This is a genomic window from Shewanella zhangzhouensis, assembly GCF_019457615.1.
GTDB lineage: Bacteria > Pseudomonadota > Gammaproteobacteria > Enterobacterales > Shewanellaceae > Shewanella > Shewanella zhangzhouensis.
The window spans coordinates 4,138,827-4,154,506 of record NZ_CP080414.1 but is presented as its reverse complement, the minus strand read 5'-3'; the positions used below and the strand labels follow the sequence as shown (position 1 = coordinate 4,154,506).

The following is a 15,680-nucleotide window of genomic DNA, read 5'->3' as shown; positions in this document are numbered from 1 at the left end:
CGATTCGTTATGGTTTAAAGGGGCGGCGTCCCTTGGCCGCCCCGTCGTTATCAATGCTTGAGCACGTAACCCATGGCCTGTACCCGGCCGTTATCGGTGCGCTCCAGGTACACGCCCTGAAGCTCCGGAGCAAAGCCCGGCAGCAGGTTGATGCCTTCTTCCAGCGCCAGGAAGTAGCGCTGCACCGCGCCGCCCCAGACTTCCCCCGGCACCATACAGAGCACGCCGGGTGGGTAAGGCAGGGCGCCTTCGGCCGCGATTTGACCTTCGATTTCACTGAGCGGCACCAGCTCGGCCTTGCCACGTACAAAGGCGATATTGGCGTCCTGTGGATTCATTACCGCCTTGGGGAAGTAAGCCGCACGGAACATCTCTTTTTGCAGCTGCTTCACGTTGCGGCTGACATAGAGGTCGTGCATTTCCTGACACAGGCGACGGATGCTGTAGCCCTCATAACGCTCGCGGTTGGCGCGATAGACGTTGGGCAGCACTTCGCTTAAGGGCGCATCCTCGTCAATCAGCTTTTCGAAGCGGGCAATCTGGGTCACCAGATGCTGCATCTTGGCCATGTCCTCGGCGGGGGTCATGAGGAACAGGATGGAGTTAAGGTCGCACTTCTCTGGGATGATGTTGTTTTCACGCAGGAAGTTGGCAAGGATGGTGGCCGGGATGCCGAAGTCTTCGTACTCGCCGGTCTCGGCATTGATGCCGGGGGTGGTGAGCAGGAACTTACAGGGGTCGACAAAATACTGGCCCTTCTCGTAGCCCTCGAACGCGTGCCATTTAAGGCCAGGTTCGAACTCGAAGAAGCGCAGATCGTCTGCCATCTGCTCGGTATCAAAGGTCTGCCAGGGCGCGCCTTCCACTGTGGTGGGGATAAAGGGCTTGATGTACTTGCACTTTTTCAGCAGTAGCTTGCGGGCTTCGATACCGGCCTTCACCGCCTCACGCCACAGGTAACGGCCGCTGGCGCCTTCGTGCATCTTGGCGTTCACATCCAGCGCCGCAAACAGCGGATAGAAGGGGCTGGTGGAGGCGTGCATCATAAAGGCGTTGTTAAAGCGTTTATGGTTGCAGTAGCGTTCCTGTCCCTTGATGTGGCTGTCTTTTTTGTGGATTTGCGAAGTTTGTGAGAACCCGGCCTGCTGCTTGTGTACCGACTGGGTAACGATAATGCCGGGATCGTCGGGGCCGAGCTCCAACAGCAGTGGCGAGCAGTCTTTCATCATGGGAATGAATTGCTCGTAGCCCACCCAGGCGGAGTCAAACAGGATGTAGTCACACAGGTGGCCAATGCGGTCCACCACCTGACGGGCGTTGTAGATGGTGCCGTCATAGGTGCCAAGCTGGATGATGGCGAGGCGGAAGGGGCGCGCCTCCTGTACCCGCTCAGGGGCGACCTTACCGATTTCGTCCCGCAGGTAGGCTTCATCAAAGCAGTGAGAGTCGATACCGCCGATAAAGCCGAAGGGGTTACGGGCCGTTTCCAGATACACAGGAGTGGCACCGGCCTGAATCAGGGCGCCGTGGTGGTTGGATTTGTGGTTGTTGCGGTCAAACAGCACCAGATCGCCGGGGGCAAGCAGGGCGTTACACACCACCTTGTTTGAGGCGGACGTGCCGTTCAATACAAAGTAGGTTTTGTCGGCGTTATACACCTTGGCGGCATAGGCCTGGGCGTCGTGGGGGGCGCCTTCGTGGATAAGGAGATCACCGAGCTTTACATCGGCATTGCACATGTCCGAGCGGAACACGGTTTCACCGAAGAAATCAAAGAACTGACGGCCAACAGGGTGTTTACGGAAGAACTGACCACCCTGGTGCCCCGGACAGGCAAAGGTGGAGTTACCCATTTCAACGTACTTTTTCAGGGTGCCGAAGAAGGGCGGCAGCAGGGATTCCTGATAACGGCGCACCGCGGTTTCGACCTGTTTACCATAAAAGTCAGTTTTGGCGTTGCACAGTTCAAATACCCCGGTGATGGTATCGCAGAAATCATCGGGGAACGCTTCTTCACAGCACACAGAGACAAATATCGGTAAATTCAAACCGGTATTTTTAATTTTGTCGACAATGCCGTTATTTACATCAGTAACAGAAACAACGGCGGCACCCACATCGCAAAAGTCAGTGGTTAATACGTTGACGACTTCCCGTTTGGTATCAAAACAGGCGCGAACAGATAAACTGGCGGCAATTTTTAACGAATTCATAATTAACCTGATTAATTTTGGTTAGCCGGACCCCTGCCAATATTTATTAAATCGACATGGTAAATTCCGGGCAGCCGAACAGGTGCTGACAAATCAGGGCCGCGAATTAATTAAAAGGCGCAGTATTCCCCTGACAGAGTCAGTCCAAGGCTGGCAGATAAATTGTATTGTTGTGCGATAGACTCTCAGGCGACAGATAGCCCAAGGCGTCCGGCGAAGGCAGGATTAAAGCAGGAAGAAGAATGAATAGTCGAAGTAGTCGCGTTGCTCAGGCATCATAATATGCCTCGTTCGGCGAATATGCGCCATGATCTTTGATTTCTTTCTCATATACAACTCCATTACGAACATCAAGAAACCATTGAAAGAAAATGCCTCATTTGGCGAGGTGATTTTATCCGTGTCGAAATAAAGATAATTTGAAGTGAATCATAAAAAACAAAGTCTTTTACTAAATGTAACTCCATGTAATCTGTGTAATTTTATTTATTAATTTATTCTTGGTTAATTCAATTCGTACTCATTTATTATTTTTTAATTCTACAATATGCATTTAAATTTTATTTATTTGCATTTATCTGACTGATTATTTGGCTGGAGTGAATAACCGCGCAGCGCGCTGATTTTGATTCGCTGACAGAGGCGCGCTTTTGGCGTACAGTGACATGAATGAAGGCGCAGCAAGGGAGGCTTGGCCGTGAACGACACCCAGTACAGCGACACAGGTTTTTGGCAAAAGGTGAAGGACTTTGCCAGGCAGGCGGGCCGAGAGGTGATAGAAAAGGCACTGTGGCTTTATTATGCCGCCCAGCGCCCCGAGACCCCCACCTGGGCCAAAACCATCATCTATGGCGCCCTGGGCTATTTTATTACTCCGGTGGACGCCATTCCGGATCTCACCCCTCTGATGGGTTTCTCCGATGATCTGGGGGCTCTGGCCGCAGCACTGACCATGGTGGCCGTCTATATTGACGATGGCACCCGCGCCAGAGCGGCCGAAAAGCTGGAGGCTTGGTTTGGTGCTGACAATAAACCAAGTGAATGATTGTAAAGGACTTAGTTGTTGCCCACGTCGGGTCAAAAAATATTCTGTTGACCCTATTCCAGTTTTACCAAACCGGGGCTATATTGTGCCCACGCTGCGCCCTGTAGCCCTGTCGAGATCATCAATGAACGCTTTTGCTCCTTCCGTGTTCACTGCACCTTTCTACTCCTAGGTGTGTTCCATGCGAAAACAACAACTTGAATTTACCTATATGCGGGCCATCGCCATTTTGTGGATTGTGGCCGGGCACAGTATTTACAACTCGGGCGCCGGTTTTCCCCTGCCGCTGGAAAATCTGGTTCGGGGTGGCACCGCCTTGTTCGTGTTTATCTCGGGCTACTTTTATCACCGGATTTTTCATCCGCGCATGGTGTACAAAGAGTTTATGGTCAGCAAGCTGCGCAACGTGTTGCTGCCATTTTTATGGGTGTCGCTGGTGGGCCTTGCCATGCTCGCGACCCAGTGGAGTCTGATGTACGACAGACCCCTGTCTGAAGTTGCCAAGGGCATCTATTACACAGTGCGTAATGGCTATGTGCTTTATCCCCATTGGTACATTCCCTTTATTATGGCGGTGTTTGCCATCTCGCCGGTGTTTTCGGCCTATATCCGCATGAGCGGAGCCGCGCGCTGGACCCTGCTGGCGCTGAGCTGTGTGATAGCCCTGCTTATCCATCGTCCCATCGGCAACATCAATGTGCTCCATTCTGTGGTGTATTTCACCCCCTTCTACCTGATGGGGATTTTGTATTCGGCCCATGAAGAGTGGCTCAAAGAAAGAGCCGTGCCACTGCTGTGGCTGGCATTGCTGGGCACCCTCTTAAGCCTGTATATGCAAACCTATGTGCAGGGCCATGTGGGCAACTATCACAAAGAGGCTCTGAGCTGGGGCGGAGTAGACTGGCAGTTTGTGCAAAAGTTTAGTCTGGTGATCCTCGCTGTTGGGCTGTGCCTGTGGTTGTCCCAAAGGTCACTCTCCGATCGCACCCAAAAGAGTCTCAACGCCCTGGCCGAGATGAGTTTTGCCATCTTCTTTATTCACCCACTGTTTTCCATCCTGTTTAGTGTCATCACAGGATTGCTGCGCTTCAAACTGGCCCCCGGCAACATGTGGACCAGTCTGGGCCTGTCGATGGGAATTTTTGTATTCCTGCTGGTGGGCAGTGTGGTCACAGCCAGGGCCATCAAGGCAAAACTCGGCGATCGCTCCCGCAGTTACATCGGCTGGTAAGATTCAGACTCAATTCACTCTGACTTGCTAGGCTGCTGTCTTTTGGGTTGGGGTGAATTACATGAACAAGACTCTGATTTTGATGGCGTCACTGACCGTCAGCACCGGCGCGGTCGCCGGGGATAAACCGGCAGCAGCGGACTTTTTTGACAGGCTTGGCGCCCTTTGCGGCAAGGCATTCGAAGGCAAGGTGACCAAGGGGAACGAGTCCGATTCTGCTTTTGCCAACCAGCGGTTGGTCATGCACGTGCGTGAGTGCTCCGAGAGTCAAATCAAGGTGCCATTCCACGTGGGTAACGACAGCTCCCGCACCTGGGTTATCAGCAAAACCGATAGCGGGCTCAGGCTCAAACACGACCATCGTCATCAGGATGGCAGTGAAGACAAGGTCACCCAATACGGCGGTGATACCCGGGATGAAGGCAGCCGCGAGTGGCAATCCTTTCCGGTGGATGCCTTCTCCATCGCCAACTTCAAAGAAAATGGGCTCGACAAGTCCGTGACCAACGTCTGGCATCTGGGCTTGACCGGAGATGTGTTCAGTTATCGCCTCACCCGCGAGAATCGTGATTTTCTGGTGGAGTTTGATTTAACCCAGCCAGTCGCCACACCCAATGCACCCTGGGGCCATCAATAGTCTGGTCATGCCCCACGGGATTTAAATGAAAAAGGCGACCCAAGGGTCGCCTTTTTGCCAGCTGTCTTTTACCTGCTACTTGCCTTCGAAGGTGAACGACTGCCCTGCCAGCGCGGCCTCAAACATCAGTCCGCCCTTGGCTGCGGTAAACACAGTCATGCCATTGATATAGGCCGCAGTGGCATTCTGTGCGCCGCCTGCCTGCCCTGCACCGGCCGAGTTACCTGTGGTGCCTGCCTGGGCATTGGCGCCCACGTTAATGGCCACGGCGGACGCCTGACCGCTGAACTCAAAGCTGCCGCTGGTAAAGTCGCGAAAGGCCTTTTCGTCTTTAAAGAAAATGATTTCGCTGTAGGCCTGGCCACCCAGCTGGAAGCCAATGGAAACCTGGGTCATGCTGGAGTCGCCCACATAGGCGCCCTGACGATAGACCCGGCCTTTGCCGTAGGCGGCGCCTATGCCAATGCCACCCTTGCCTATGGTGGGGAACAGGGCATAGCCGTAGGCATTATTGAAAAACTTGTGGGTTTCGCTGGCTTGCTTAAAGGTGGCCAGTGCATCCTGATATTTGGCGTCATCCTCGGCGGCGAAGGCTTGTCCGATACCGAGCAGCATCAGAGTAGCAAGCAGCAAATGCTTGAATGATTTCATGGTTCTCTCCTTTTCGGGTGAGGGGGTGACTGACACCAGCATAGGCATGGCGCAGAAAAAGTGAATAGCATTCAGTAAAAAAGCGCCTCGAAAGGCGCTTTTTCTGCTTTGGTGTCAGCCTGGGTTCAGAAAAACACCATTAATTTCCCTCCGGGCGTTAGCCGGGTTCAGGGCTCTATGCCGAGCACATAATAGTTAAACCACTTAAGATCCCACTCCATCTTGGCCTTGCGGTGCTGATACTTCGACAGGCCATGGCCCTCGCCGGGATAGACCACCAGTTCCACCGGCACGCCCAGATAGTTGTGCAGTGCCCGGTACAGACCCTGGGCATGGCCCAGCGGCACCCGCGCATCCTTCTCACCTATGTGGATAAGGGTCGGCGTCTTGATTTTGTTGGCGTGGGTCAGTGACGAGCCATGGGTGTAGGCATCGGGCTTTTCCCAGGGCAGGCCTTCCATAAAGTTGACCACATGACCCGGGGTGTCTTCCAGCATCCACTGCAGACGCTGGTCGAACACCCCGGCGCCCGAGCTTGCCGCCTTGAAGCGGTCGGTGGTGCTGATGAGCGCATTGGTGAGGTAGCCACCATTGGACCAGCCCATCACCGCCAGCTTGTCGCCATCGACAATGCCATCGGCAATCAGCTTATCAACGCCCGAGAGTATGTCTTTGACTTCGATATCGTGCTCACGGCCAACCAGCTCGGTGAGGAATTTATCGCCGTAGCCGGTGGAGCCACGGTAGTTTGGAGACAAGAGCGCCCAGCCCTGAGCCGGGAAGCTGGCGCGGCCGTAGCTGCGGTGTTGCAGCGAGTAAGGCGTGGCGGCAGTGGGGCCGCCGTGAATTTGCACCACCAAAGGCAGCTTGCCCCTGGACTTATCCCAGCCGTAGGGCAGCTCCAATATGCCTTCGACTTCGCTGCCATCCGGTGCCTGCCATTTATAGATGCTGATCTGCGGCAGCTGCCAGTTGGCGCTCTGTGGATTGATGTCGGTCAGGCGGTTTGCCGTGGCCCGCTTGCTGTTGGCGTCGGCCACGAACAGATCGGTGAAATGATCCAACCCATTGTGACTGAATGCCACCTGGCTGCCACGGCTGTTAAAGCTGTAGCTGCCAATCACAGTATCCCCCTCAATCAGGGTACGGGTATCGTCCTGCTGCAAGCCATCGATTTCGGTACACTGCAATTTGACTCTGGCGGCATCGGCTACCCGGTAACAGATCTCATCGCTGCCCGGACGCCACTGGATATCGGCCCCATTGAGGGTGACCTTGCCGCTGCGGCTCAGCTCCATTTGGCCCTTGCCAAGGGTATCGACCACAAACAAGCGGCCGGGGTGGCCGTCAAAATCGATACGAAACGCCAGGCGTTTGCTGTCGCCATGCCAGGCCAGTCCTTCGAGCCAGCCATAGGGCGATGCCGCCTTCTCACGCCAGGCGCCGTCTTCCAGTACCCGGTTTTGCTTCTTGGCAGTATCGAACACTTCGACCTGCGACCAGCCTTCGAGATAGACGAGCTCATTGTCGTCGGTAGTGATGCGGGCTATTTGGTTGCCATCGGGGCTGACACTGAAATCCCATACCACCTTGTCATCGTCCAGCAGGAGCTCCTGACGGAAGTTCACCAGATCCAACTTGTACAGCGGATTGGTGTCGCGCTTGCCGTGACCATACTGTGGCGCACCATGGCTTGAGCGCATGCCGGCCCAGCGGTCTTTGTCCTTGGTGTCTTTGTGTGTGAGAAAATACAGGCTGCCACCGTTGGGAGCCAGCTCAAAGGCGGACACGCCTTCGGCTTCCCGGGTCATGGGCACGGCTTCGCCGCCGGATACGGGAATACGGAACACCTGGCCCTTACCATTGTATGGGGCCTTGGCGTCGTCACGTTTTTCCTTACCGATAAAGTAGATGAACTGGCCGTCCGGGCTCCACACGGGGCTGGACTCGCTCTCGTCGGTGAAAGTCAGGCGTGTTGGCTGGCGGCTCTTGATATCGATTTGCCACAGGTCATTCTGGCTCTTATCCAGTTCTTTGTTCCAACGGCCTTCAAGCCAGAGTGCATGCTTGCCATTGGGGCTCAGTTTCACTGTGCCCATGTTGGCAATGTCGAAAAAGTCATCCAGGGTAATTTGGTGGCTTGGTGCGGCCATGGCGGCCGGTGCAGCCAATAAACTGGCTAAAAACAGGCGTGGGTAAAGCGGTGACATCTGGTTTCCCCCGATTGCTGAAAGTGCCTTTACCTTATCGGGTTGAATATAAAATCACCATGAAAAACTTACTTTTTTTCCTCGCGAAGCAAGGTTTGCAGGTAGTTGAGCTCGTCGGCACTCAGCAATTGGCTGCTGGATTTCTGGCTGACTTTTTGCGGCAGGCTCAATTGGCCGCGAAGGTAGGCAGCGCGGGTAATTTGCTGCAGGCCGTAAAACGCCAGCAGGTAGAGGCTCAGCAGCAGTATCATCCTTGGCAGCATCAGCATCAAGGACGTGACGCCATCCCCGAAATAAATGGGGATCAGGGTCAGCACCACTCTGATGAGCCAGTTGAACATCAGCGCCAGGCACAGGGTCATCAGCCAGCGAAAACGTATGTCCTGCAGGCTGTGTTCGTGGGCGCGGGCACCACGGCTGGAGTGAGAGAGTAATAATTTGAAAATCAGCACGAAATAGAAGCAGGTTTGGATAAACAGCAGCACGATTAACACGGTGGCGAGTGGACTGTAGTCGGCGAGGGAGACTTTTTCGGTACCGCTTGAGACCATCAGTCCCGGGCGCAGCAGCTGGTCTATGGCTACGCCAATGGCAATCAGCGGCGCGGGCAAATAGTGATACCAGAAGCGGCCGCTGTGCTTATCGAGCGCCTGGCGGCAGTACTGGTACAGGAGTGGCATCAACAAAAAGTAGCCTGGAATAAACAGGCTATAAATGAGCGGCATGGGCAGCGACACTGTGTCGCGGGTCAACAGGCCGCTGAAGAAGGTCAGGGAAAGCAGCGAAAAGATCCCGGCGAGCAACCTGTGATGACCGCTGTTTGAGCGATAGAGATAGCGCAGATAGAGTCCCAGCCCCAGGCAATGGAGGGCACCAAGCAGCGATAGCCACTTAAAGGTTTGCTCCAGAAACTCCATCATGGGTGTGCACTCGTGTGATTAAAAAAGCGACTCTTCGACGTCCTCTTCTAGCCCATGTGCACACGGGTGGCAATCCTGCCTTATTCTGATGTGGCTTTTTGTAAACGCAGATGACGGTTTGAAAGATTTTTGGGCGGCTTGTCGGGGGCGGGTTTACGCTCCAGCAACAGATGCCGTATCGCCATGATGGGGTGGGGCAGTAACATTCTGGGGCCCGCATAGCGCATGATTTGGCGCGCCAGCTCCCTGGGCTCGGGCTTGTAGCAATGCACGGGGCACTTGTTGCAGGTGGGTTTTTCCTGGCCGTAGGGGCAGCGATCCAGCCGGGTCTTGGCGTATTCCATAAAGGCCTGACACTCGCCACAGGGCGTTTTGCAGCCATGATGGTCCCGGCAATAGATGGCGACCATGGCACAAATGGTGGCAAATTCCCGTCCCAGATTGCCGCTCAAACTGAAGGACTCTGACATGATAAATACCCAAGCAATTTACTTGGTTTTATCTTAGTCCCCGCGCCCGGCCAACTCAAAAGCGGATCGCCAAAGCATGAAGATGCGCACAAAAAGAGTCTTTTGACGTCGGTGGCAATTTTGATGCCCGATGCCATGAGAGGTGCATAAATACTTGATTTAAACAGGTGAAATGCTCTAATAATAACCACTGCTCCCGGCGCCTGAAGCGGGCCGGACATTGGGGAATGGCGGCTCGGCTGCCAAGAGAAACAGGACACACACCATGAAATACGTCGTACTCTTCCTGCTGGTGCTGGCTGGGGTCTTCCTCTACAGGCGCGCCAAGCGTTTGGCCAACGAAGAGCATCAGGTACATAAAACACGTACCTCTCCCGGCCAATCCGACACATCTACAGCAGAGGTTGAAGCGGCCAAGCCAGCAGACGAAACGCCCGCCGAGCCTGTGGTTGCCGCCGAGGCTGTGAAAAACACACTGCCAGAGCCAGAGCCAGAGCCAGAGCCAGAGCCAGAGCCAGAGCCAGAGCCAGAGCCAGAGCCAGAGCCAGAGCCAGAGCCGGTCATAGAAACGCCTGCTCCCGTTGCCAAGGGCATTGCCGTGCCTGACTTTGCCAATGAAACCCTCGCCCGTGCCATAGGTGAGGTAAACAGCGCCACCACCGATGAGCAGAAACATCAGCATCTGCTGGTGGCGGTCAACGAGTGTTATAAACAGCGCAAAGAGGCTGCCTATCTCAGCTTTGGCGCCGGTCTGGCCGACGAATACGCCAAGCTCGCCATCAAGGTGTTGGGCATGGGCAAGCCGTTAAAAGGCGTTGGCTTTATGCAGCTCTCGACTCTGCTCAATGATAAAGGCGACTTTAACGGTGCCATCGAACTTTGCCGTCAGGCGGTTGATCATGGTCTGTCCGATGGCACTGTGACCGGCTTTGAAGGCCGCATCAGCCGCATCGAGAAGGCGCGCGACAAAGCCGCAGGCTAGTAAGTGCGCCTTTGCGCAGGATAAAATAGCGGGCGGTGCATTTGGCACCGCCTTTTTTATTGGGAGATGCCCTTGATACGCGCCGCACTTGTGCCCCTCGTTGTCCTCCTGCTTGGAGCCTGTACTCAGGCAGACCAGTGGACGTTGGCCTTCAGGGCTGAGCCCTCGGATGCGCCCTGGCAATTCAGCGAGGTCGCCGGCCACTACCATACGCTCGAGCAGTGTCAGGCCAAGGGTGATGGACTGGTGCGCCTTGGTGGTGACAAAGGCCACTACCAATGTGGCCAGCAATGTGAGGCCGCCCAGGGCCAGCTCAGCTGCACGGTTATCGCCCCTTCGACATCCTCCCCAATGATGCAAGAGAGCCAATGAACATCTATCAAATCCGCCTCGACAAAGAGGCCGTTAGCCTTGCCATTCGCGGTGATATCGACTTTGACCGCTTTGACGACTTTGCCGAGCCCCTGGCCGCGGCGCTGGATTGCCGGGTGCTGGAGCGCCAGTGGGGCGCCGACCGTCATCAGTGGCTGCTCGACTTTGAAGGATGCCGTCTGTGGCTGAACTTTGAGTTCTACGGCGATGTGGCCTGGCTTGCCAGCGATCGCGAAGAGGATCTTGAGGTGCTGGCATTTCTTGCCAGCCTGCTGAAGCCCTTGATTCGGGAGGAGCTGCCATGAGCCCCGCCTTTCATTTCCAGACCCTGACGCCGGACACCATACTCGATGCTATTGAGTCAGTGGGTATCTACCCGGAGACAGGCCTGACGCCCCTGAACAGTTTCGAAAACCGTGTCTATCAGTTCCGCTGCGATCGTGCCAATCGTTATGTGGCCAAGTTTTACCGCCCCGAGCGCTGGACAGATAAGCAAATACTGGAAGAGCACGCCTTTGCCTTTGAGCTCGGGGAGGCCGAAGTGCCCCTGGCTGCGCCTGTTGTGATAGAAGGCCAGAGCCTGTTTCATTTTGAGGGCTTTCGGTTTGCGCTATTCCCATCCATCGGTGGGCGCCAGTTCGAGATGGATAATCTTGACCAACTGGAGGCCGTTGGCCATTTTATCGGTCGCCTGCATCAGGTGGGTAAAGCCGGGCATTTCAGCGAGCGCGAAACCCTGTCATCGGCCATGGCCAATGATGCCTTGCAGGTACTTATGGCCTCACCACACGTGCCGCACTCCCTGATGGCAGACTTTGCCGCCGCGGGGCAGGCGCTGGTGAGTGCCATCGAATCGGCCTGGATAAAAACAGACACCCTGCGCCTCCATGGCGATCTGCACCCGGGCAATATTCTCTGGACCCCAGAGGGTCCGGGCTTTGTTGATCTGGACGACGCCCGCAGCGGCCCGGCGGTACAGGACCTGTGGATGATGCTCGCAGGCGATGACAACGAGCGCCGTCTGCAGCTGGATACCCTGTTGGGGGCCTATGAAGAATTTTGTGATTTCGACACCAGAGAGCTGGCATTGATAGAACCCCTGCGGGGTTTGCGTATGCTCAGCCATATGGCCTGGATCAGTCGCCGCTGGGACGACCCGGCCTTTCCCATGTACTTTCCGTGGTTTGCCGAAGATGCCTATTGGCAGCGGCAAATTCGCGACATGCAGGCCCAGGTGGCGCAAATTGCCGAGCCACCCCTGAGTTTGCAGCCTTTTTGACGTGTTTTGTAACACAAAGTTGAACTAGGGGCTTGAGATGGCATCAAAAAGCGTATTAGTTTAGGCATCGCCCAATGAGATTTGGTCCACCGGACCCGCTAAGCAAGGAAATAAAATGAAAAAAGCACTCTTGATGGCAGCCGCGCTGCTGGTTGCTCCCCTGATGTCCATGGCCGCCGATTTCAAAGAAGGTGTGCATTATGAAGTGATTAACGAAGGCCCAGGCAGTGCCAAGCCCGAAATCACCGAGTTTTTCTCTTTCTACTGCCCACACTGCTACAACTTCTCCAAAACCGTTGTGCCTATGATCGAAGCCAAAAAGCCTGAGGGTGTGGCTTTCAATCAGGCTCACGTTGACTTTATCGGCCGTGAAATGGGCCCAGAAATGTCACGGGCCTTCGCCGTGGCTCATCAGCTGAAAGTCGAAAAGAAAATGGAAAAGGCGCTGTTTGCCGCTATCCACGACAAGAAGCAGCACTTCACCAATCGTGACGACGTGCGTGCCCTGTTTGTGGCCAACGGTGTTGATGGCAAAGATTTCGACTCTGCTGCCAACTCCTTTATGGTGAATGCTCAGATGTCGAAGATGAAGCGCGATACTGAAAACGCCAAGCTGTCCGGTGTGCCTTCCCTGGTGGTTAACGGCAAGTACAAGGTACTGACCGACTCCATCAAGAGCTACGAAGAAATGCTGGATATCGCCTTCTACCTGGCGACCAAAAAAGACTGAGTTTAAGCACTCAACAAAAAAAGCGCCCCTGAGGCGCTTTTTTTATCTCTAAAGGGGGCTCTGAGAGGCGTTTCACAGGCCGTAAGCCGATGAAAATTTTGGAGCAAAAAAAAACCGTACTCCCTGGTCGCAAGAAGCACGGCATAGAGCCATTTGGCTCAGTTTTACCCTGAGTAACGCGACAAATGTAGCAATAAGTCAGAAGCTTGGCAAGCGCCAGAGAATTGACGTGATAAAAAAGTGTCCGTTCGGCCAGGAGGTAAATCAGCAGCTTACGTAAAGTGAATGCGGAAATTGGAAATTTCTGTTGTACCGGATGAAACTCGACTGCTAAAACTGGTGTCCAATTGATGGGTTCACTAAAAATAAAACAATAAAGGAGGGTCTCGTGAGGGTTTTTCCTGTGTATGCTCCCAAGCTCATCGTCAAACACGTACGGATTTTTTTGACGGGCGCAATCTGGGTTAAGGACCTGGGAAGGCTGGAGTTTGAAAAGGGAAGATTTTTACTGCCCAGAAAGAGCCTGCCTCAGGTTAAGCAGGCGATTCTGGAATTGAATGAGCTAATAGAAGCTCAAAATCAAGAGGTCAAAACGGCCTGATAGATCAGTCAACCTGGTTGCTCAGCAAACCAACAAGACCAGTGATCTTGTCATTCCAGGAGCTCAGCTCCTGTTTAAGCTGATGGTTTTGCTCCGCCAGGTTGGCCGCTTTCTCTTTCTCTTCGTCGAGTTCAAGTTTCAACAGCTCAATGGTTTCCAGGGCGGTCTGGATTTTGGTTTCCAGTTGGGACAATAATTCGAGGCTCATGGGAAAGGTCCTGTAAAGGTTCTGGATGGAGCCCAGATTCTAGCAGGCTCATTGCGCCGGACCTAGCGCTAATAAGCATTTTCACGCTTTCTGACACCCGTTTTCAGCCTGTTCTCCTCTTTGCCATATTCCCCGCGGCAGTTATGCTGACACTATCCGACAGACACTGCGAATGGATGTGACTGACTTGCTGGAACTTATTCCTCTGATACTGACGCTGGTGCTGGCTTTGCTGCTCAGGCGCACCCTCATAGCACTTGGCGCGGGCGTTGTGCTGGGCGCGTTGATTCTGAATGATTTTTTACCAACAACCAGCCTCAAATACCTGTTTAATACCCTCACGGCGCAGTTTTATCAGCAGAGCCAATGGCAGTGGTGGCATCTCAACGTGCTCTTTGCCATGTTGCTGTTGGGAATAATGACCAGTCTGCTGGGCCGAAGCGGCGCCGTGGACGAGTTTGGCCACTGGCTTTCGGCACGGGTACACAGTCGCCGCCAGGCAAGAATGGGTATCATAGGCCTGGGTTTTCTGGTGTTTATCGACGGTATCTTCAGCTGTTTGGCGGTGGGCAGTGTCGGGCGCCCCATTGCCCGCCAATATGGCATGTCACCGGCGCAGCTTTCCTATATGGTCGATACCACCGCATCCCCCTTGTGCTCACTGGTACCCGTGGCTAGTTGGGGCCCCTATGTGATGGCGCTTCTAGCCGCCATCAGCTTTTTACCTGTTTCGGCGCTGGACGCCTTTATCGCCATCGCCGCTGTTAATTTTTATGCGGTATCGGCCCTGGTACTGGTGGGGCTGGGCAGCCTCTTTAACTGGGGTTGGTCTGAGCACATAGATACTGCGGCCGAGGTTGGGGCGACTGAGCGGGCTGCTGGTCTTGATACTGCCCACCAACAACCACAGCCATCGAACGCGGCTTCCCCCTGGCCACTGATGCTACCCCTGTTGGGGTTGCTGATGGGTGCCCTGGTGTTCACCCTGGCCTCAGGCGCCTCACTGGCCAAGGAGCCTGGCATGGCTGCCTGGCTGGCCGCCGCAGATGTAGGAGCGGCCATGCGCAATGCCAGTTTGACCGCAGTCGTGCTGGCGGGCTTGATGGCGTTCTGGCGTGGGCGCGGAAGAGGTCGAGGGCTGGCTCCCCTGATGATAGATATGCTGGTGGGGCTGAGATCCATGGCGCTGGCGGTGGGCATTTTGTTGCTCACCTGGATGATAGGGGCGCTTATCAAAGATCTGGGCAGCGCGGCGCGCATTTCGGCCCTCGCCAATGATCTCTTGTCCCCCAGTCTGCTGCTCGCCGGTATCTTTGCTCTCTGTGCCATCATGGCCTTTGCCACCGGCACCAGTTGGGGCACCTTCGCCATTATGATCCCCCTCTGTGCTCAAGTCGCGCAGGGAATGGCCCCCGAGCTCCTGCTACCGGCGCTGGCTGCCGTGATGGCGGGCTCTGTGTTTGGTGACCACTGCTCGCCGATTTCCGATACCAGTATCCTCAGTGCCACTGCCAGCGGCGCGGCCGTGCATGAACATGTGACCACCCAGTTGCCCTTTGCCCTGATAGCGGCCATCGCGGCCTTGTGTGGTTTTCAGCTGCTTAATCTGGGGGCGTCCCGGGGGCTCGCCTGGGCACTGACGCTGCTGACGGGAATTGGACTGCTGTGGCTGTGGCAGCGCCAGCGCGGCAGTGGAAATTTACTCAAGCAAGACGGACAGGCTTAGCCAGCGCCGCGATGTGCGGCTACAATCCTGCCTTTTATGATGGAGAACCCCATGAGCATCATTCGAATGGATACCGGCGCTCGCATGAGCAGCATAGTGATCCACCAGGGCACTGTGTACCTCTGTGGTCAGGTGGCTAAAGACAAGCTGACCGACATCCGCACCCAGACCAAAACCATGCTGGAAGAAGTAGACACCCTGCTGAGCCAGGCGGGCAGCAGCCGTGAGCACTTGCTGAGCTGCACCATCTATCTGAAAGATATGGCCGACTACGATGCCATGAATGAAGTGTGGGATGCCTGGGTACCCCAAGGCCATGCCCCGGCGCGGGCCTGTGTGGAAGCCGCCATTGCCGAGCCCGAGTATCTGGTGGAAATTTCCGTGGTCGCGGCCCTCAAGGCCTGA

At 55.0% G+C, this 15,680-nt stretch carries 18 protein-coding genes; 11 read left to right on the top strand and 7 right to left on the bottom strand.

Going from position 1 to position 15,680, the window contains the following annotated elements:
• Positions 1 to 50: 50 nt before the first annotated feature.
• Together speF and K0H63_RS20235 are read right to left on the bottom strand one after the other, a co-directional pair.
• On the bottom strand, positions 51 to 2,213 hold the full coding sequence (speF, locus tag K0H63_RS18250) for an ornithine decarboxylase SpeF (RefSeq protein ID WP_220065906.1): 2,163 nt from the start codon (positions 2,211 to 2,213) through the stop codon (positions 51 to 53).
• A 225-nt stretch (positions 2,214 to 2,438) separates the two neighbouring features.
• The gene (locus tag K0H63_RS20235) at positions 2,439 to 2,492 is read right to left on the bottom strand and encodes a hypothetical protein (protein WP_350355128.1); all 54 of its coding nucleotides are present in this window, start codon (positions 2,490 to 2,492) and stop codon (positions 2,439 to 2,441) included.
• A gap of 418 nt (positions 2,493 to 2,910) precedes the next feature.
• Between K0H63_RS20235 and K0H63_RS18240 the strand changes: the two genes are divergently transcribed.
• The 3 genes from K0H63_RS18240 to K0H63_RS18230 all read left to right on the top strand — a co-directional run bounded on the left by K0H63_RS18240 (position 2,911) and on the right by K0H63_RS18230 (position 5,126).
• On the top strand, positions 2,911 to 3,258 hold the full coding sequence (locus tag K0H63_RS18240; protein WP_220065905.1) for a YkvA family protein: 348 nt from the start codon (positions 2,911 to 2,913) through the stop codon (positions 3,256 to 3,258).
• Positions 3,259 to 3,439: 181 nt separating this feature from the next.
• A complete protein-coding gene (locus tag K0H63_RS18235) occupies positions 3,440 to 4,489 on the top strand; it encodes an acyltransferase family protein (protein ID WP_220065904.1) in 1,050 nt (349 codons plus the stop codon).
• A gap of 82 nt (positions 4,490 to 4,571) precedes the next feature.
• Positions 4,572 to 5,126, top strand: a complete 555-nt coding sequence (locus K0H63_RS18230) for a hypothetical protein (RefSeq protein ID WP_258405726.1) — start codon at positions 4,572 to 4,574, stop codon at positions 5,124 to 5,126.
• A gap of 75 nt (positions 5,127 to 5,201) precedes the next feature.
• Here the strand turns inward: K0H63_RS18230 and K0H63_RS18225 are convergent, their stop codons facing one another.
• From K0H63_RS18225 to K0H63_RS18210, 4 genes are all read right to left on the bottom strand, one after another.
• Positions 5,202 to 5,777: a YSC84-related protein gene (locus tag K0H63_RS18225; protein ID WP_220065902.1), complete on the bottom strand. Its 576-nt coding sequence runs from the start codon at positions 5,775 to 5,777 to the stop codon at positions 5,202 to 5,204.
• 167 nt (positions 5,778 to 5,944) lie between these two features.
• Positions 5,945 to 7,987 carry a S9 family peptidase gene (locus tag K0H63_RS18220; RefSeq protein WP_220065901.1) on the bottom strand — a complete coding sequence of 681 codons (2,043 nt, stop codon included), beginning with the start codon at positions 7,985 to 7,987 and terminating at the stop codon, positions 5,945 to 5,947.
• Between the two features lie 68 nt (positions 7,988 to 8,055).
• Complete coding sequence (locus K0H63_RS18215; protein ID WP_220065900.1) at positions 8,056 to 8,907, bottom strand: hypothetical protein; 852 nt, start codon at positions 8,905 to 8,907, stop codon at positions 8,056 to 8,058.
• A gap of 80 nt (positions 8,908 to 8,987) precedes the next feature.
• On the bottom strand, positions 8,988 to 9,377 hold the full coding sequence (locus K0H63_RS18210) for a nitrous oxide-stimulated promoter family protein (RefSeq protein ID WP_220065899.1): 390 nt from the start codon (positions 9,375 to 9,377) through the stop codon (positions 8,988 to 8,990).
• 265 nt (positions 9,378 to 9,642) lie between these two features.
• Between K0H63_RS18210 and K0H63_RS18205 the strand changes: the two genes are divergently transcribed.
• The 6 genes from K0H63_RS18205 to K0H63_RS18180 all read left to right on the top strand — a co-directional run bounded on the left by K0H63_RS18205 (position 9,643) and on the right by K0H63_RS18180 (position 13,341).
• Positions 9,643 to 10,359 (top strand): hypothetical protein, encoded by a 717-nt coding sequence (locus tag K0H63_RS18205; RefSeq protein ID WP_220065898.1) that lies wholly within the window; start codon positions 9,643 to 9,645, stop codon positions 10,357 to 10,359.
• 72 nt (positions 10,360 to 10,431) lie between these two features.
• Positions 10,432 to 10,731: a hypothetical protein gene (locus tag K0H63_RS18200; RefSeq protein WP_220065897.1), complete on the top strand. Its 300-nt coding sequence runs from the start codon at positions 10,432 to 10,434 to the stop codon at positions 10,729 to 10,731.
• Positions 10,728 to 11,036, top strand: coding sequence for a DUF3630 family protein (locus K0H63_RS18195; RefSeq protein WP_220065896.1), 309 nt, complete (start codon positions 10,728 to 10,730; stop codon positions 11,034 to 11,036). Before K0H63_RS18200 ends, K0H63_RS18195 begins: the two co-directional genes overlap by 4 nt.
• Entirely contained in the window at positions 11,033 to 12,010 is a 978-nt protein-coding gene (locus K0H63_RS18190) for a serine/threonine protein kinase (protein ID WP_220065895.1), read from the top strand. The genes K0H63_RS18195 and K0H63_RS18190 overlap by 4 nt, the downstream gene beginning before the upstream one ends.
• A gap of 115 nt (positions 12,011 to 12,125) precedes the next feature.
• On the top strand, positions 12,126 to 12,740 hold the full coding sequence (locus K0H63_RS18185; protein WP_220065894.1) for a thiol:disulfide interchange protein DsbA/DsbL: 615 nt from the start codon (positions 12,126 to 12,128) through the stop codon (positions 12,738 to 12,740).
• 388 nt (positions 12,741 to 13,128) lie between these two features.
• Positions 13,129 to 13,341, top strand: a complete 213-nt coding sequence (locus K0H63_RS18180; RefSeq protein WP_041409936.1) for a DUF1107 domain-containing protein — start codon at positions 13,129 to 13,131, stop codon at positions 13,339 to 13,341.
• Between the two features lie 4 nt (positions 13,342 to 13,345).
• Here K0H63_RS18180 and K0H63_RS18175 read toward each other — a convergent pair whose 3' ends face one another.
• Entirely contained in the window at positions 13,346 to 13,549 is a 204-nt protein-coding gene (locus K0H63_RS18175) for a cell division protein ZapB (RefSeq protein WP_011761426.1), read from the bottom strand.
• A gap of 172 nt (positions 13,550 to 13,721) precedes the next feature.
• Here K0H63_RS18175 and K0H63_RS18170 point away from each other — a divergent pair, with 172 nt between their 5' ends.
• Together K0H63_RS18170 and K0H63_RS18165 are read left to right on the top strand one after the other, a co-directional pair.
• Entirely contained in the window at positions 13,722 to 15,275 is a 1,554-nt protein-coding gene (locus K0H63_RS18170; protein WP_220065893.1) for a Na+/H+ antiporter NhaC family protein, read from the top strand.
• A gap of 51 nt (positions 15,276 to 15,326) precedes the next feature.
• Positions 15,327 to 15,680, top strand: a complete 354-nt coding sequence (locus K0H63_RS18165; protein ID WP_220065892.1) for a RidA family protein — start codon at positions 15,327 to 15,329, stop codon at positions 15,678 to 15,680.

Excerpts from the sequence above, each read along its gene's own strand:
- speF (WP_220065906.1), bottom strand. The coding sequence starts at position 2,213 with ATGAATTCGTTAAAAATTGCCGCCAGTTTATCTGTTCGCGCCTGTTTT.
- K0H63_RS18235 (WP_220065904.1), top strand. The coding sequence starts at position 3,440 with ATGCGAAAACAACAACTTGAATTTACCTATATGCGGGCCATCGCCATT.
- K0H63_RS18230 (WP_258405726.1), top strand. The coding sequence starts at position 4,572 with ATGGCGTCACTGACCGTCAGCACCGGCGCGGTCGCCGGGGATAAACCG.
- K0H63_RS18225 (WP_220065902.1), bottom strand. The coding sequence starts at position 5,777 with ATGAAATCATTCAAGCATTTGCTGCTTGCTACTCTGATGCTGCTCGGT.
- K0H63_RS18220 (WP_220065901.1), bottom strand. The coding sequence starts at position 7,987 with ATGTCACCGCTTTACCCACGCCTGTTTTTAGCCAGTTTATTGGCTGCA.
- K0H63_RS18215 (WP_220065900.1), bottom strand. The coding sequence starts at position 8,907 with ATGATGGAGTTTCTGGAGCAAACCTTTAAGTGGCTATCGCTGCTTGGT.
- K0H63_RS18210 (WP_220065899.1), bottom strand. The coding sequence starts at position 9,377 with ATGTCAGAGTCCTTCAGTTTGAGCGGCAATCTGGGACGGGAATTTGCC.
- K0H63_RS18205 (WP_220065898.1), top strand. The coding sequence starts at position 9,643 with ATGAAATACGTCGTACTCTTCCTGCTGGTGCTGGCTGGGGTCTTCCTC.
- K0H63_RS18195 (WP_220065896.1), top strand. The coding sequence starts at position 10,728 with ATGAACATCTATCAAATCCGCCTCGACAAAGAGGCCGTTAGCCTTGCC.
- K0H63_RS18190 (WP_220065895.1), top strand. The coding sequence starts at position 11,033 with ATGAGCCCCGCCTTTCATTTCCAGACCCTGACGCCGGACACCATACTC.
- K0H63_RS18185 (WP_220065894.1), top strand. The coding sequence starts at position 12,126 with ATGAAAAAAGCACTCTTGATGGCAGCCGCGCTGCTGGTTGCTCCCCTG.
- K0H63_RS18175 (WP_011761426.1), bottom strand. The coding sequence starts at position 13,549 with ATGAGCCTCGAATTATTGTCCCAACTGGAAACCAAAATCCAGACCGCC.
- K0H63_RS18170 (WP_220065893.1), top strand. The coding sequence starts at position 13,722 with ATGGATGTGACTGACTTGCTGGAACTTATTCCTCTGATACTGACGCTG.
- K0H63_RS18165 (WP_220065892.1), top strand. The coding sequence starts at position 15,327 with ATGAGCATCATTCGAATGGATACCGGCGCTCGCATGAGCAGCATAGTG.